Source organism: Pseudomonas sp. LBUM1664 (assembly GCF_059695895.1).
Genome location: NZ_CP166791.1, coordinates 422,998 through 439,082, shown reverse-complemented (window position 1 = coordinate 439,082; position 16,085 = coordinate 422,998). Strand labels below are relative to the sequence as shown.

The following is a 16,085-nucleotide window of genomic DNA, read 5'->3' as shown; positions in this document are numbered from 1 at the left end:
TATGAACTTACGCGTGCCTTCCATTCGCCATGACGATTGCGATGAGCTGGCGGCCCTTTGCAAGGCCGGCGGCGATCCGTTGCGGCTCAATGTATTGCGCGCCCTGGCCAACGATTCGTTCGGCGTGCTGGAACTGGCGCAGATCTTCGGCATCGGCCAGTCTGGCATGAGCCACCACCTCAAGGTCCTGGCCCAGGCCGACCTGGTGGCAACGCGCCGTGAAGGCAACGCGATTTTCTATCGCCGCGCCCTGCCCCACACCGACCTGTTGGGCGGCAAGCTGCACGCCGCGCTGTTGGAAGAAGTGGACGAGCTGAACCTGCCGACCGACGTGCAGGCTCGCATCGCCCAGGTACACGGGCAGCGAGCCGCCGCCAGCCAGGACTTTTTCGCACGGGTGGCCGAGAAATTTCGCGCCCAGCAAGACCTGATCGCCGGATTGCCGCAATACCGTGAAAGCGTCGTGGCGCTGCTCGATAAATTGAGCTTCGAGCACACCGCCACGGCCATCGAAGTCGGTCCCGGCGACGGCGCTTTTCTGCCGGAACTGGCGCGACGCTTCAGCCAGGTGACGGCGCTGGACAACAGCCCGGCCATGCTCGAACTGGCACGTCAGCTGTGCGAACGTGAAGCGCTGGCTAATGTCAGCCTGCAGCTGGCCGATGCCTTGGATGGCCTGCATCTGCAGGCCGATTGTGTTGTATTGAACATGGTGCTTCACCATTTTGCTGCACCGGCCGATGCGCTCAGGCACATGGCCGGCCTGCTGCAACCAGGCGGTAGCCTATTGGTGACAGAGTTATGCAGCCACAACCAGAGTTGGGCCAAGGAGGCCTGCGGTGATCTCTGGTTGGGGTTTGAACAGGACGATCTGGCCCGTTGGGCCATCGCTGCGGGCCTCGTGCCCGGGGAAAGCCTCTATGTAGGCTTACGTAATGGTTTCCAGATTCAGGTCCGCCATTTTCAGCGACCGGCTGGCGACACTCACCATCGGTAACTTGTAGGAAAACATCGAGATGAGCGAATACTCCCTTTTCACCTCCGAGTCCGTGTCTGAAGGGCATCCGGACAAAATCGCCGACCAGATTTCTGATGCGGTGCTGGACGCCATCATTGCTGAAGACAAGTTCGCCCGTGTGGCGTGCGAGACTCTGGTGAAAACGGGCGTGGCGATCATCGCCGGCGAAGTCACCACTTCGGCCTGGGTCGATCTGGAACAGATCGTTCGCGACGTCATCCTGGGCATCGGCTACAACAGCTCCGACGTCGGCTTCGACGGCGCGACCTGCGGCGTGATGAACATCATCGGCAAGCAATCTCCCGACATCAACCAAGGCGTTGACCGTGCCAAGCCTGAAGACCAGGGCGCCGGCGACCAGGGCCTTATGTTCGGCTACGCCAGCAACGAAACCGACGTGCTGATGCCAGCACCGATCACCTTCTCGCACCAACTGGTTCAGCGTCAGGCTGAAGCCCGTAAATCCGGTCTGCTGCCTTGGCTGCGCCCGGACGCCAAGTCGCAAGTGACTTGCCGTTACGAAGGCGGCAAGGTTGTCGGTATCGACGCCGTTGTGCTGTCGACCCAACATAACCCGGATGTGTCCTACAAAGACCTGCGCGAAGGCGTGATGGAGCTGATCGTCAAGCACGTACTGCCTGCCGAGTTGCTGTCCAAGGACACCCAGTTCCACATCAACCCGACCGGCCAGTTCATCATCGGTGGCCCGGTGGGCGACTGCGGCCTGACCGGTCGCAAGATCATCGTCGACAGCTACGGCGGCATGGCCCGTCACGGCGGCGGCGCGTTCTCCGGCAAGGACCCATCCAAGGTTGACCGTTCGGCGGCCTATGCCGGTCGTTATGTCGCCAAGAACATCGTGGCCGCCGGCCTGGCCGAGCGTTGCGAGATCCAGGTTTCCTACGCCATCGGCGTCGCCCAGCCTACATCGATTTCGCTGAACACCTTCGGCACCGGCAAGATCAGCGATGACAAGATCATCAAGCTGGTCCGTGATGTGTTCGACCTGCGTCCGTACGCCATCACCACCATGCTCGACCTGCTGCACCCGATGTACCAGGAAACTGCAGCCTACGGCCACTTCGGTCGTACGCCAGAGACCAAGACTGTCGGTGGCGATACCTTCACCACCTTCACCTGGGAAAAAACCGACCGCGCCGACGCCCTGCGCGCCGCTGCCGGCCTGTAATACCCGCCGTCATGAAAAAGCCCCTGGCGACTGGGTCGTCAGGGGCTTTTTTGTACCTGGTGTTCCCATTCAGGTAACTGAAGCCATCCAAGGCTCTTGGGCTTGGAATTTATCTGTGGGAGCAAGGCTTGCCCGCGATACAGGGACATCCATCGAATTCAAGTCCGTCGCCCCACCAACAAAAACGAAGCCGCACTGGCCAACAGCCCCGCACACATCCGATTGAACAAACGCTTGCCACTGGGCCGGGCAAACAGCCGCCGTGCATAAACACCCATGTAGCAATACAACCCGATGGCAATGCACTCCAGCGCCAGGAACAGGCCGCCCAGTACAGCGAACTGCTGGGTGATGATGCCGGTGCGGTCGACGAACTGAGGCAGAAACGCGGTAAACAACAGGATCGCCTTCGGATTGCCGATTGCCACCAGAAACTCCTGGCGCGCCAGGCTGGTCATGCTCATCGAAGTGACCGCCACTTCGCTTGCGCCCTCTGGTTGCGCCCGCCACAACTGCACGGCGAGGTAGAACAGATAACCGGCACCGACCAGCTTGATCCCCAGGAACAAAAGCTCCGAGGTGTGCAGCACAGCCGTCAGCCCCACCGCCGCCAGGGCAATCATGATCGCAAATGCCAGCAGCCGCCCGATACCGCCGCTGCACGCCCGGACGAAGCCATAACGTGAAGCGTTGCTGATGGACAGCAGGTTATTGGGCCCCGGTGCCATGTTCAGCGCAAAACAGGCCGGAATGAAAACAGCGAGTGTCGTCAGGTCCATCGCGTGCACGCCTGGCAGAGTGGATTGAAGATCCATTCTGCACCGCCCCATGAGGGGTTCAAGGGACAGTTGCGCGGCCATATCACGCTGGACTGTACCGCCGCGACTTTGCCATCAGGCTTCGCAAAATCCGGTAACGCTCCGGGCCTCGCAGCTTCTGCGACAGTGACTAGCCTTCAAGCACACCACCAAGCAAGGATGCTTCGATGCTGCCGTTATTGCGTGCACTCGCCTGTTTAATATTCATCGCCCCCCCTGTCATAGCCGCGCCCTGCCCCGATTGGCCTACCGAGCGTGCCCAGGCCGAGATCAGCGCGCTGCAACAGCGAATCGACACGTGGGACGACAGTTATCATCGCCTCGGCCAGTCGCTGGTGGCCGATGAGCTTTACGATCAGTCCCGCACCCAACTGGGCCAATGGCGCAACTGCTTTGGCCTCGAGGCGCCGGGCGGCCCGTTGCGCACAGCCGGCGGGAAGGTGCCACACCCTGTGGCCCATACGGGGCTGAATAAACTGAAAGATGCTGACGCTGTGCGGGCCTGGCTAAGCGGTCGGGAGGACGTCTGGGCTCAACCGAAAGTCGATGGCGTGGCGGTGACCCTGGTCTATCACAAGGGTCACCTGCATCAGGCGATCAGCCGCGGTGATGGTGTTCAAGGACACGATTGGACCTGGGCTGCGCGCAAAATCAACGCGATCCCTCAACAACTGCGCCAGCCTTTGGACCTGACCGTCCAGGGCGAGTTGTACTGGCGGTTGATTGCCCATGTCCAGGCCAGCCACGGCAGTCTCAACGCTCGGGCAACCGTGGCGGGTCTGATGGCGCGCACGAACCTGACGGCGCAGGAGGCATCGAATATCGGCCTCTTTGTCTGGGACTGGCCTGAAGGGCCGGACACCCTGCCCGAAAGGATGACCGCGCTGAGTGAGCAGGGCTTCGCTGACACCCTCGACTACAACCAGCCTGTCCAGGCCTTGGTTGATGCCGAGCACTGGCGCGACCACTGGTATCGCACCCCACTGCCATTCGCCAGCGACGGGATCGTCCTGCGCCAGAGCCGCCGCCCACCCGCCGACCGCTGGCAGGCCCGGGCGCCGTTCTGGAGCGTGGCCTGGAAATACCCGTATGCCCAGGCCCTGGCCGAGGTGCGCAAGGTGCGCTTCAAGATCGGTCGAACCGGGCGCATCGCGCCCGTGCTGGAACTGGAACCGGTCATGCTCGACGACCGGCGGATTCGTCGGGTGAGCGTCAGCTCCCTCAAGCGTTGGGAGGAAATGGACATCCGCCCCGGCGACCGGGTCGCCATCAGCCTGGCCGGGCTGACCATTCCACGCCTCGACAGTGTTGTGCTGCGCAGTGTCGAGCGCCAAGACGTCAATGCACCCGCCGCGGCCGATTATCACTTCCTGAGTTGCTGGCAACCGACCCCCGGCTGCGAAAGCCAGTTCCTCGCGCGCCTGAACTGGCTCAGCGGCAAGCACGGGCTCGCCCTGCCCCATGTGGGCCCGGGCACCTGGGAAAAACTCCTGGCCGCCGGTCGACTCGACGGACTGCTGGATTGGTTGACCCTCGATGCCGCCGAGCTTGCTAACATTGCCGGCTTCGGCGAACGCAGCAGCGCCCGCCTGCTCGCCAGCTTGCACAGCGCCCGGCAACGCCCTTTCGGACAATGGCTCAAGGCCCTTGGCCTGCCGCCCTCCGGTGAGGCCAGGCTAGAGGGGCCGTGGCAGACGCTGGCAGGGCGCAACACCGAACAATGGCAAGCCGAAGCTGGCATCGGACCGGGACGCGCCGCGCAACTGAGCGCTTTTTTTCGCGACCCGCAAGTGCTGGCTTTGAGCGATGTATTACGCACTGCCGGGGTCGACGGTTTTTGACGCAAGCCCCGTGCAGTTGAACCCAAGGGGCAAACCTGCGTTCCAACAGCGCATCTGTACCGACCGCCCGCGAGTTTTTTACGGAGTTGCTATGAATTTCCTGTCACCTGTTGCCCTGCTGGTCTTATGCAGTGCCATGGCCGCCCCGTTGATGGCGGACGAGCAAGCGCCGGAGCTCACCGGCTGCGCGGCCAAGCGCCAAGGCATCATCAATCAGATCGAACTGGCCAAGAGCCGCGGCAATCAAGACCAGCAGGCCGGTCTAGAGACCGCGCTGAACGAAGTCACCACCCATTGCACCGACGCCTCCTTGCGCAAGGAGCGTGAAAACAAGGTGCTCGACGCCAAGCATGAAGTCAGCGAGCGTCAGGCCGACCTGGAAAAGGCCATGAAAAAAGGCGACCCGGAGCGGATCAACAAGCGCAAGGACAAACTGGCGGCCTCTCGCAAGGAGCTGCAGGAAGCGGTGGATGAGCTGGATAAGTAAGCTGCAAGCAGCAAGTTTCAAGCGGCAAGCTCAAAGCTCCACACTTGCAGCTTGCAGCTAAAAACTTGCAGCTGCTTCACATTCAATGATCCCGAAACTCTTTATGACAGGCGCTGCATGCATCTTCGACCTTCTGCACCGCTGGCCCCAGGTAGCTGGCTTTGTAGGGCTGGACATTGCTGGCGGTCACCAATTCACCGGTGGCGGCTTCAAGACTGCGGGCCAGCTCTTGGAAGCGCGCCTGTTTTTGCCAGACGTCCTCCCGGGCACTGGTGTGGTCTTCTTCGCGCACCTGAGGAAAATGTTTCCACGGCTCATGGGACAGCTGATCGAGTTTTACCGCGCCCTCGGCGAAGCGAGCACCCTCGAACGGAACACGGCCGCGCAACATGCCGCCCAACTCTTCGTTGGTCTTGAGCATCTGCTTGAAAATCGCCTTGCGCTGGCCCAGGGGAGAATTGGGATCGACGCCGCCACAGGCGGACAACATCAGGCAGGCCAGCACTGCCATGGAAAATCGTTTTACAAACATCTTGGCCTCGGGACAGGAAACGGCGGTTAGTATCCTCGGCTCATCGGCAAACACCAATGGCCCTATTAACAATACGGGTTGTTTGAGCGCCTGACAGCGTTCAAATGACTGCAAAGGAAATCTTCATGAACAGCCGCTTCAAGACCTGGCACAAAGGCCTGGCGTTGACCCTGCCCCTGATCGCACTGCTGGCCGGCTGCAATCGCGGCGAAAAGGTCGAAGCACCCAAGACCCATGCCGTCGCCACTTATGTCAGTGCGCCGTGGGAAGCCTTGCCGTCGGTGTCCGACGAAGACCTGCTGGCCGGTTTCGGTTCCTGGCGCAGCGCGTGCACCCGGCTCAAGGCTGACGCGACCTGGGGCCCGACCTGCGCGGCAGCGGTCAATGTGCCGCCGACCGCCCTGGATGTGCGCAATTTCCTGCGACAGAACCTGGACGTCTATGGCCTGCGCTCCGGAGACAACAGCCCCAACGGTCTGATTACCGGTTACTACGAACCGGTCTATCCCGGCAGTCTCACCCAGACCACCAGCGCAAACGTGCCGGTGTACGGCGTGCCGGAAGACATGATCATTGTGTCGTTGGACAGCATCTACCCCGAGCTCAAGGGCAAACGCCTGCGCGGTCGCCTCGAAGGCCGGGTGCTCAAGCCCTACGACGATGCAGCCACCATCGAAACCAAAGGCGTGAAGGCGCCAGTGATCGCCTGGCTGACGGACCCGATGAACCTGCAATTTCTGCAAATCCAGGGCTCGGGTCGTATTCGACTCGATGACGGCCGCCAGTTGCGCATCGGCTATGCCGACCAGAACGGCCACCCGTATCGCCCCATCGGGCGCTGGCTGGTTGAACAGGGTGAGCTGAAGAAAGAAGACGTGACCATGGGCGCCATCAGTGCCTGGGCCAAGGCCAACCCGAACCGGATTCCCGAGTTGTTGGGTAGCAACCCCAGCTACGTGTTTTTCAACCGCAACCCCGACAGCAACGAAGGCCCACGGGGCTCGCTGAATGTGCCGCTGACCGCAGGCTACAGCGTGGCGGTGGACCGCAAGGTGATTCCGCTGGGCAGCCTGTTGTGGCTATCCACGACGCGCCCCGACGGCAGCGCACTGAACCGACCGGTTGCCGCCCAGGACACCGGCGGCGCAATTGCCGGCGAAGTTCGGGCCGACCTGTTCTGGGGCACGGGTGAGGCCGCAGGACAACTGGCCGGGGACATGAAGCAGCAGGGACAGATCTGGATGCTGTGGCCCAAAGGCATGGCGTTGCCGCAAGTACCGCAGGTGGCGAATGCGGTCACCGCCAATTGATCATTCCCACGCTCGCGTGGGAATGCCTCTGGGGACGCTCTGCGTTGCGTCAGATCGAAACGAAGAAGAAACTCAAGATCAGCCCCACCCCCACGAACCACACCAGCGAACGCAGGGTCGCCCAGTCCGCCAGGTAGCAGATGATGTACAGCAGGCGACTGGTGATGAACAGCACCGCCAGCACGTTGATGGTCACCAGCTCGGCATTGCCGGCCAGGTGCGCAACGATCACCGCGGCGGCGAAAGCCGGGGTAATTTCAAAGCTGTTGAGCTGCGCGGCGTAGGCGCGTCTCGGCAACCCCTCGAGTGTTTCCAGAAAGGCTCGGGGGTCGTGGTTGTGCCGCAACCCGAATTTGCCGCCACCGAACTTGGCAATGGCGATGCACAGGTAAGGCAGGCAGATGGCAATCAAAATACACCACAGGGCAACCGTCATGACGCAGTTCCTTCTTTGAGTTTTATAGAAAATCGAGCATCAGGGTGCAGGTCAAAATTTCATCACCAGCATGCCCGTCAGCACCAGCCCGCAGGCTAAGAGCCGCGGCCGGCCAAAAGGTTCTTTCAAGTAGCGCATGCCGAACAGCACCACCAGGATCACGCTGATCTCCCGCAGCGCCGCTGCTTCGGCGATCGAGCCCAGTTGCATCGCCCACAGCACCAGAGCGTAGCTGAACAATACGCAGAATCCGACCGCCAGCCCCAGCCGCCACTGCTCGCGCCAGAACAGCAGGAACGCCGGCCGCCTGCTCACCAGTGCCAGTAAAGGGAACGGCCAGGCACTGAGCAGCGTAACCCAGACCAGGTAATCCAGCGGATGGGACCAGCGCCGTAGCGCATGGCCATCGATAAAGGTGTAACAGCCGATGCACAGACCAATCAGCGCCACCACCGGCAACATCGACCACGGCAACCGCTCGCCACCACCGCCCTGCCACAGCAGGCAAAGCATGCCGAACGGGATCAACAAAATGCCGATGATCTGGTGGGTCGTCAGTACTTCGCCGGCGAAGATCAACGTCAGCGCCAGCACCACCAGCGGTGACAGGCCGCGCATCAGTGGATAGACCAGCCCCAGGTCACCGACCCGATAAGCCTGGATCAGCAAATAGCGATACAGCAGCTCAAACACCGCCGACGCCACGATCCATGGCCAGATCTCCATCGGCGGCAGTGCTACGAAGCCCAGCACCACAGCGGCGAACAGCAACGCGACACTGTCCATGCACGCCACCACCAACAAACGCTCACCGCTGAACTTGATCAGCGTATTCCACGCCGCATGCAACAACGCCGCGACCAACACCAAAGCCGTTGCAAGCACGGCACGCTCCTTTTTCAGCCCCGCCCCACAGGTCAGCGGGCGATGAATTGATTCGCGATCCATCAGCAGCTGTTTATACTGCAAGCAACCACGCCGCACTCAGTTGCGCATACACCCATTCCAATAATTGCGCTGCTGCCCCGTTTCATTCGAATCGAGGCACCGGCCTGCGTATGCCTGATCAGAGCGTCAAGACTACAGACAGAGACCTTGCGCATGCCACTCGCTTTGCTTGCTTTGGCCGTCGCCGCTTTCGGCATCGGCACGACTGAATTCGTCATCATGGGGCTGTTGCCCGATGTCGCCCGCGACCTGGCCGTGAGCATTCCCCAGGCCGGGCTGCTGATTACCGGCTATGCCCTGGGCGTGGTGTTCGGTGCGCCGATCCTGGCGATCGGCACCGCCAACATGCCGCGCAAGGCGACGCTGCTGGGCATGACGCTGATGTTCATTCTTGGCAACGTGCTTTGCGCCCTAGCACCCAATTACGTCACGCTGATGGCCGCGCGGGTCATCACCGCGTTGTGCCACGGGGCGTTTTTTGGCATCGGTTCGGTGGTGGCGGCCGGGCTGGTGGCGCCGAACAAACGAGCCCAGGCCATTGCGATGATGTTCACCGGCCTGACCCTGGCCAATGTGTTGGGCGTGCCGTTGGGTACCGCGCTGGGTCAATACGCCGGCTGGCGCTCGACCTTCTGGGCGGTATCGGTCATCGGGATCATCGCCGCCATCGCCCAGTGGGTGTGGCTGCCCAAGGAAATCCCCATGGACAAGGCCAACCTGGCCAGCGAGTTCAAAGTGCTGGGCAAGGCCAACGTACTGCTGGCCCTGGGCATGAGCGTGCTGGCATCTACCAGTCTGTTCAGCGTGTTCACCTACATCGCGCCGATCCTGCAGGACATCACCGGTGTCAGCCCCCATGGCATCACCCTCATGCTGCTGTTGTTCGGTGTCGGCCTGACGGCCGGCAGCTTCCTCGGCGGTCGCCTGGCCGACCGACGCCTGTTGCCATCACTGGTGGGCATGGCCCTGGCCGTGGTGCTGGTGCTGGCCGCGTTCAGCCAGACCAGCCAGTCGGTGATTCCGGCGGCGATTACCCTGGTGCTGTGGGGCATCTTCGCGTTTGCCCTGTGCCCGATCCTGCAATTGTTGATCATCGACCAGGCCCACGAGGCGCCGAACCTCGGCTCGACCCTGAACCAGAGCGCGTTCAACCTTGGCAACGCGGCCGGCGCCTGGATCGGCGGCCTGGTGGTGGCCAGTGGCGCCGACCTGGCCGACCTGCCGTGGACCGGCGCCCTGGTGGGCGGGCTGACCGTGTTGACGGCGCTGTACTTTATTTATCGTCAGCGTCGCCAGGGCGCTCTGGTGGGTGTGGCTGACTAGGCGTACCGGTCTCGCTGCGCACCTGTGCGTGGCTGAGCAGTGCAAAGATGAAGCTGCCACCGATGATGTTCCCCGCCAGGGTCGGCGCGGCGAACACCATCCAGAAATCCCCCCACGACAGTTGGCCGGCAAACACCAGGTAGGACACTTCGGCCGAGCCGACGACGATGTGGGTGAAATCCCCGAGCGCCATCAGGTAAGTGATGAGGATGATGATCCACATCTTGGCGCTTTCCATGGACGGGATCATCCAGACCATGGTGGCAATCATCCAGCCGGAAATAATGCCCTTGGCAAACATCTGGCCGGTGTCGTTTTCCATGACCTTGCGGCCGATCTCCAGGAAGGCCAGGTCGGTGCGCTGGTCGAAAATCGGCAGGTGCAGCATCACATAGGCCACCAGCAACGTGCCGCACAGGTTGCCCACCAGCACGACCGTCCATAGCCGCAACAGCCGGCCGAAGTTACCCAGCGTGGGTTTGCTCATGATCGGCAGCACAGCGGTGAGGGTGTTTTCGGTGAACAGTTGCTGGCGGGCGAGGATCACCGCGAGAAAGCCTGCGCAGTAGCCGAAACTGGCGATGACCTTGAAGCCTTCGTGGTCCGGCAGCCGGGAATTGAGCAACCCCATCGCCATCAGCGACAGGCCCATGGTCAACCCGGCCGCCAGCGCCGACCACCAGAGGGCGGCAACACTGCGCTCCAGTTCCTGATTGCCCTGGGTGCGGATGATTTCATGCAGCACCGCAGCCCGCGGCGGCTGGTTGCGGTTGACGTCTTGCTTCTCCTGAGCCGAAAGGTCAGGGGTCTTGCCTTCTTCGTGGGTGTCCATACAGTTCCTGAACCGGTGGCGTGATGTACCTACGACACGCGCGCCTCGGAGCTGTTCAGTAGCAGCCCGATGTTCATTGGGACCTTGAACCGTCATCGCGAGCAGGCTTGCTCTCACAGGGAGGATTAGCGATGAACGCAAAATCTTGTAAACACCCCGGAAAAATGTGGGAGCGAGCCTGCTCGCAATGGCTGCGCCGCCGATCTCACTTGCTGGCTATGTCGTCCTGGAACTGATCCTTGACGTACCTGATCTCGGTCCGGCCGTGGGGCGCAGGCAGGCCGTCTTCCCCGAGATTGACGAAGACCATTTTCTCCACGGTCAGGATGCTTTTGCGGGTGATTTTGTTGCGCACTTCGCAGGTCAGGGTGATGGAGGTGCGGCCAAACTCGGTGGCGGTGATGCCCAGCTCGATGATGTCGCCCTGGCGCGAGGCGCTGACGAAATTGATTTCGGAGATGTATTTGGTGACCACACGCTGGTTACCGAGTTGGACAATGGCGTAGATCGCCGCTTCTTCGTCGATCCAGCGCAACAAGCTGCCGCCAAACAGCGTGCCATTGGGGTTGAGGTCTTCGGGCTTGACCCATTTGCGGGTGTGGAAATTCATGTTCACTCCTGGGGGGGCAGCTTCAAGTTTTAAGCTTCAAGCGGCAAGAAAGAGCTGTTCAGCTTTTACCTTGCAGCTTGCAGCTTGTCCCCTGCCCCTTGCAACTACCCGCTCAAAGCCAGTTATAATCGCCTCGCTTTTCCGGTCCCCGCTTTGGACCGTTCCCGCCACCTGTCCGAGGGGCGCTGCAGCAGGCTCGACCTGTCAGGCTCGGATGGGGCGTTGTTTGTACGGGTTTGCCCGCACGGACACTAAACGCACAACGGCGCCCATTCGCATACATTACGAATGGAGGCTCTTCATGAGCGCTGTTATCACGCCTGCAGATTTTACCGATTACAAAGTCGCCGACATGTCCCTGGCCGCCTGGGGCCGTCGCGAAATCATCATTGCCGAATCCGAAATGCCGGCCCTGATGGGTCTGCGTCGCAAGTACGCCGGCGAGCAACCGCTCAAGGGCGCGAAGATCCTCGGCTGCATCCACATGACCATCCAGACCGCCGTGCTGATCGAAACCCTGGCTGCCCTGGGTGCCGAAGTGCGCTGGTCGTCCTGCAACATCTTCTCGACTCAGGATCAGGCCGCTGCCGCGATCGCCGCTGCCGGTGTCCCGGTATTCGCCTGGAAAGGCGAGACTGAACAAGAGTACGAGTGGTGCCTGGAGCAAACCATCCTCAAGGATGGCCAGCCATGGGACACCAACATGATCCTCGACGACGGCGGCGACCTGACCGAGCTGCTGCACAAGAAATACCCGGCCGTACTGGACAAGGTCCACGGCGTGACCGAAGAAACCACCACCGGCGTACACCGCCTGCTGGACATGCTGGCCAAGGGCGAGCTGAAGATCCCGGCCATCAACGTCAACGACTCGGTGACCAAGAGCAAGAACGACAACAAGTACGGCTGCCGTCACAGCCTCAACGACGCTATCAAGCGCGGCACCGACCACCTGCTGTCGGGCAAGCAGGCACTGGTGATCGGCTACGGTGACGTGGGCAAGGGTTCGTCCCAGTCCCTGCGTCAGGAAGGCATGATCGTCAAGGTCTCCGAAGTCGACCCGATCTGCGCCATGCAAGCCTGCATGGACGGTTTCGAACTGGTTTCGCCGTTCATCGACGGGATCAACGACGGCACCGAAGCAAGCATCGACAAGGCACTGCTGGGCAAGATCGACCTGATCGTGACCACCACCGGCAACGTCAATGTTTGCGACGCGAACATGCTCAAGGCCCTGAAAAAGCGCGCCGTGGTCTGCAACATCGGTCACTTCGACAATGAAATCGACACCGCTTTCATGCGCAAGAACTGGGCATGGGAAGAAGTGAAGCCACAGGTGCACAAGGTTCACCGCACCGGTACCGGCAGCTTCGACCCACAGAACGACGACTACCTGATCCTGCTGGCCGAAGGCCGCCTGGTTAACCTGGGCAACGCCACCGGCCACCCGAGCCGCATCATGGACGGTTCGTTCGCCAACCAGGTCCTGGCCCAGATCTTCCTGTTCGGCCAGAAATACGCCGACCTGTCGCCGGCCCAGAAAGCCGAGCGCCTGACCGTGGAAGTACTGCCCAAGAAACTCGACGAAGAAGTGGCCCTGGAAATGGTCCGCGGTTTCGGCGGCGTGGTCACCCAGTTGACCAAGCAACAGGCTGACTACATCGGCGTCACCGTCGAAGGCCCGTTCAAGCCGCACGCTTACCGCTACTGATCGGCGCTGCCTCCTTGGGGGAACGGACCTGTGGGAGCGAGCCTGCTCGCGATGCAGACACCTTGATCTGACTGTCGGACCGAGGTGATGCTAATCGCGAGCAGGCTCGCTCCCACATAAGCCCGCTCCCACAAGGGATATGCAAGCCTTACCGGCCTACGAGTTTCCAAGGATATGACCATGTCCCAAGAACGTCGCTACAGCTTCGAGTTCTTCCCAACGAAGACCGATGCTGGGCATGAAAAGCTGATCGCCACTGCCCGTCAGTTGGCGAGCTACAACCCCGACTTCTTCTCCTGCACCTATGGCGCCGGCGGTTCGACCCGTGACCGCACGATGAACACCGTGTTGCAGCTCGAAAACGAAGTCAAAGTCCCGGCCGCTCCGCACCTGTCCTGCGTAGGCGACAGCAAGGATGACCTGCGCAGCCTGCTGGCCCACTACAAGGGTGCGGGCATCAAGCGCATCGTTGCCCTGCGCGGTGACCTGCCCTCGGGCATGGGCATGGCCAGCGGCGAGTTGCGTCACGCTAACGACCTGGTGAGCTTCATTCGCGAAGAAACCGGCGAGCACTTCCATATCGAAGTCGCCGCGTATCCGGAAATGCACCCTCAGGCACGCAACTTCGAAGACGATCTGCTCAACTTCGTGCGCAAGGCCAACGCCGGCGCCAATAGCGCGATCACCCAGTACTTCTTCAACGCCGACAGCTATTTCTACTTCGTCGAGCGCGTACGCAAGATGGGCGTCGACATTCCTGTCGTGCCGGGGATCATGCCGATCACCAACTACAGCAAATTGGCGCGCTTCTCCGACGCTTGCGGTGCGGAAATCCCACGCTGGATCCGTAAACAGCTGGAAGCCTACGGTGACGATACGTCCAGCATCCAAAGCTTCGGCGAGGAAGTCATCACGCAAATGTGTGAGCGTTTGTTGCAGGGCGGCGCACCGGGCCTGCATTTCTATACCCTTAACCAGGCCGAACCCAGCCTCGCGGTATGGAACAATCTCAAGCTACCGCGTTAATGACTTAATGCGGTGGTACAAAAAAGGCCTTGGCGAAAACCAAGGCCTTTTTTTCTACCAGGACATCAGGAGGATTGCAGTAGATGCCTATTGGTCACAGGTCTACGACCCCACAACTCATTTATCTGGTCTACGGGGCCGAGACTTATCACCAGGAAGCGCTCTTCAGCATCGCCAGCGCCTTGGCCGGCCTGCGCGAGACCCCGGGTGAAGCCCTGGATATCCAGGTGTTCACTGACAATCACGCGCCCTACGACGGACTGCCCGTGCGGTTGCGTGCCCTGGACGAGCAGACCCGCCAGGCCTGGATCGAGCCCCACGGGTATCACTTTCGTGCCAAGCATGTGGTGATGCAAAAGGTGCTCGAAGAGGCTGAACTGGCGTTGCTGATCGACACCGATACGTTCTTCCATTGCTCGCCCCTCGAACTGTTCCGCCGCGTTCAGCCAGGCACGTTGCTGTGCAATGCCTTCGGCCTGAGGTATGGCGCCAACCAGGACGCGGGGCTTTACCTGACCCTGGCCGACATCCTGCGCCAGCGGCAACTGGCAGACGACGACATGCCCTTGCTGAACTCGGGTGTCATTGGCCTCAACTGTGCGGATGCGGCGGTTCTGGATCGCTCGATCGCCCTGATGGATGAGTTATATCCCCTGGCCAAAGGAGCCTACACCCTGGAAGAGTTCTGCCTGTCAGTGGCGGCCTATCGCTCGGTGCAAGTGCGCGAATGCCCGGACCTGATCCACCACTATTGGAGCCGTAAACAGCTGTTCCGTGCCAAGACCAAGGCCTGGCTCGACAAACACCATGCCGCGCCCATATGCCAACAGGCCCTGGATGAAACCGGACAAGTCACCGCGATCCTGCCCCGACCGCCCACCTTGCAGCGCCTGGCCTATAAGTTCATCACCCTGGCGTTGCCTGGCCACAAACGGCAATTCATGCGCGAGATCCTCTACGGCTGCTACCGCCACACCAACCAGTTCGATCAGGCCTGTGCCCCGGTCTGGTGGGAAAAGGCCCTGGAGAACGTCGAGCACCGCCTGAAAAAGCCATTGGAAGACCATGAACTCAAGCGCTGGCTCAACCATCCGGTGATTCGCCTGGTGCTGGGCGAGCGTCGCGAAGCCATCTATCAGCACCTAATGCAGGCAAAAGGCAACTAAGCCGCGGGCCAGAGCGCTCTAGCTATTTGATGAGCTCTCGTCGTAACCTCAAGCCATGCCTGTCATTGCCCAGTTACTGACCGCCCTTCTTCTCTTGTGCCTGAGCATGGTTGCCCAGGCCGAGAAGTTGCGCATTGTCACCGAACCCTGGGCGCCCTATGTCTATGAAGAGAACGGCAGGCTCCTGGGCCTGGACTACGAAACCACGGCCATTGTGTTCAAACGCCTGGGCATCGATGTGGAATGGCAGTTCCTGCCTTGGAAGCGTTGTTTGGCGATGCTGGAACAGGGGCTGGCGGACGGTGCACTGGACATTTTTCACAGCAACGAGCGCGACGCCGTGCTGCTCTACCCCAGCGAACCGCTGTCGGAAGTGGAGTTCGTGATGTTCTACGCGAACGCCCGCCCCCATCCGTTTCGCACCCTGGATGACCTGGGCGGCCTGACTGTCGGCACCTCTCCCGGTTATCTGTATAGCCAGGCCTTCAGTGAGTCGACCTTGTTCAAGCGTGAAACGGCACCCACCCACGAAGCCAACTTCGGCAAGTTGCAACTGGGCCGGATCGACCTGCTTATCACCGACCGTCGGGTGGGCCGGCATGTACTCAAGCAAATGCAGTTGGGCGACCAGATCACCGAAAACCCCACAGTGGTGAGCCGTCAAAGCCAATACCTGGCCGTGCGCCGTCGCGCCGGGATGGATTTGCTGGTGCAACGCTTCGCCGCCGAACTCAAGCGTTTCAAGCGTGAACCGGCCTATGCCGAACTGAGCGCCCGTTATGGCGCCAGCCCGTTGGCAACACTGAAATAAACCGTTGAGCAGCAGGAAAGCGGCGCA

General features: G+C 61.1%; 16 protein-coding genes and 1 riboswitch. Of the genes, 10 read left to right on the top strand and 6 right to left on the bottom strand.

What is annotated here, in order from left to right:
* Position 1 precedes the first annotated feature (1 nt).
* Together ACA047_RS02095 and metK are read left to right on the top strand one after the other, a co-directional pair.
* Complete coding sequence (locus tag ACA047_RS02095) at positions 2-997, top strand: ArsR/SmtB family transcription factor (protein WP_497356272.1); 996 nt, start codon at positions 2-4, stop codon at positions 995-997.
* 19 nt (positions 998-1,016) lie between these two features.
* Entirely contained in the window at positions 1,017-2,207 is a 1,191-nt protein-coding gene (metK, locus tag ACA047_RS02090) for a methionine adenosyltransferase (protein ID WP_497356270.1), read from the top strand.
* Positions 2,208-2,365: 158 nt separating this feature from the next.
* Here the strand turns inward: metK and ACA047_RS02085 are convergent, their stop codons facing one another.
* On the bottom strand, positions 2,366-2,986 hold the full coding sequence (locus ACA047_RS02085) for a LysE family translocator (protein ID WP_497360202.1): 621 nt from the start codon (positions 2,984-2,986) through the stop codon (positions 2,366-2,368).
* Between the two features lie 206 nt (positions 2,987-3,192).
* Here ACA047_RS02085 and ligB point away from each other — a divergent pair, with 206 nt between their 5' ends.
* On the top strand, positions 3,193-4,866 hold the full coding sequence (gene ligB, locus ACA047_RS02080; protein WP_497356268.1) for an NAD-dependent DNA ligase LigB: 1,674 nt from the start codon (positions 3,193-3,195) through the stop codon (positions 4,864-4,866).
* A gap of 91 nt (positions 4,867-4,957) precedes the next feature.
* On the top strand, positions 4,958-5,353 hold the full coding sequence (locus ACA047_RS02075) for a DUF1090 domain-containing protein (protein WP_497356266.1): 396 nt from the start codon (positions 4,958-4,960) through the stop codon (positions 5,351-5,353).
* 82 nt (positions 5,354-5,435) lie between these two features.
* On the opposite strand, the gene ACA047_RS02070 is transcribed toward ACA047_RS02075, so the two are convergent.
* Complete coding sequence (locus ACA047_RS02070) at positions 5,436-5,885, bottom strand: c-type cytochrome (RefSeq protein ID WP_497356264.1); 450 nt, start codon at positions 5,883-5,885, stop codon at positions 5,436-5,438.
* A gap of 125 nt (positions 5,886-6,010) precedes the next feature.
* Between ACA047_RS02070 and mltA the strand changes: the two genes are divergently transcribed.
* On the top strand, positions 6,011-7,195 hold the full coding sequence (mltA, locus tag ACA047_RS02065; RefSeq protein WP_497356262.1) for a murein transglycosylase A: 1,185 nt from the start codon (positions 6,011-6,013) through the stop codon (positions 7,193-7,195).
* Positions 7,196-7,244: 49 nt separating this feature from the next.
* On the opposite strand, the gene ACA047_RS02060 is transcribed toward mltA, so the two are convergent.
* Together ACA047_RS02060 and ACA047_RS02055 are read right to left on the bottom strand one after the other, a co-directional pair.
* On the bottom strand, positions 7,245-7,631 hold the full coding sequence (locus ACA047_RS02060) for an MAPEG family protein (RefSeq protein ID WP_497356260.1): 387 nt from the start codon (positions 7,629-7,631) through the stop codon (positions 7,245-7,247).
* 51 nt (positions 7,632-7,682) lie between these two features.
* Positions 7,683-8,516 carry an EamA family transporter gene (locus ACA047_RS02055; protein ID WP_497356258.1) on the bottom strand — a complete coding sequence of 278 codons (834 nt, stop codon included), beginning with the start codon at positions 8,514-8,516 and terminating at the stop codon, positions 7,683-7,685.
* Between the two features lie 216 nt (positions 8,517-8,732).
* On the opposite strand from ACA047_RS02055, the gene ACA047_RS02050 reads away from it, so the two are divergent.
* Positions 8,733-9,902, top strand: coding sequence for an MFS transporter (locus ACA047_RS02050; RefSeq protein WP_497356256.1), 1,170 nt, complete (start codon positions 8,733-8,735; stop codon positions 9,900-9,902).
* Here ACA047_RS02050 and ACA047_RS02045 read toward each other — a convergent pair.
* Both ACA047_RS02045 and ACA047_RS02040 read right to left on the bottom strand, forming a co-directional pair.
* Positions 9,853-10,734 carry a formate/nitrite transporter family protein gene (locus ACA047_RS02045; protein ID WP_497356254.1) on the bottom strand — a complete coding sequence of 294 codons (882 nt, stop codon included), beginning with the start codon at positions 10,732-10,734 and terminating at the stop codon, positions 9,853-9,855. The two genes, ACA047_RS02050 and ACA047_RS02045, sit on opposite strands and share 50 nt — an antisense overlap.
* Positions 10,735-10,939: 205 nt before the next feature.
* Entirely contained in the window at positions 10,940-11,344 is a 405-nt protein-coding gene (locus ACA047_RS02040; RefSeq protein ID WP_497356252.1) for an acyl-CoA thioesterase, read from the bottom strand.
* 171 nt (positions 11,345-11,515) lie between these two features.
* A riboswitch (S-adenosyl-L-homocysteine riboswitch) is annotated at positions 11,516-11,622 on the top strand.
* A 23-nt stretch (positions 11,623-11,645) separates the two neighbouring features.
* Between ACA047_RS02040 and ahcY the strand changes: the two genes are divergently transcribed.
* The 4 genes from ahcY to ACA047_RS02020 all read left to right on the top strand — a co-directional run bounded on the left by ahcY (position 11,646) and on the right by ACA047_RS02020 (position 16,058).
* Entirely contained in the window at positions 11,646-13,055 is a 1,410-nt protein-coding gene (ahcY, locus tag ACA047_RS02035) for an adenosylhomocysteinase (RefSeq protein WP_497356250.1), read from the top strand.
* 180 nt (positions 13,056-13,235) lie between these two features.
* On the top strand, positions 13,236-14,081 hold the full coding sequence (metF, locus tag ACA047_RS02030) for a methylenetetrahydrofolate reductase [NAD(P)H] (RefSeq protein ID WP_497356248.1): 846 nt from the start codon (positions 13,236-13,238) through the stop codon (positions 14,079-14,081).
* Between the two features lie 83 nt (positions 14,082-14,164).
* A complete protein-coding gene (locus ACA047_RS02025; protein WP_497356246.1) occupies positions 14,165-15,247 on the top strand; it encodes a hypothetical protein in 1,083 nt (360 codons plus the stop codon).
* Between the two features lie 55 nt (positions 15,248-15,302).
* Positions 15,303-16,058 (top strand): substrate-binding periplasmic protein, encoded by a 756-nt coding sequence (locus ACA047_RS02020; protein WP_497356244.1) that lies wholly within the window; start codon positions 15,303-15,305, stop codon positions 16,056-16,058.
* The last annotated feature ends 27 nt before the right edge of the window (positions 16,059-16,085 follow it).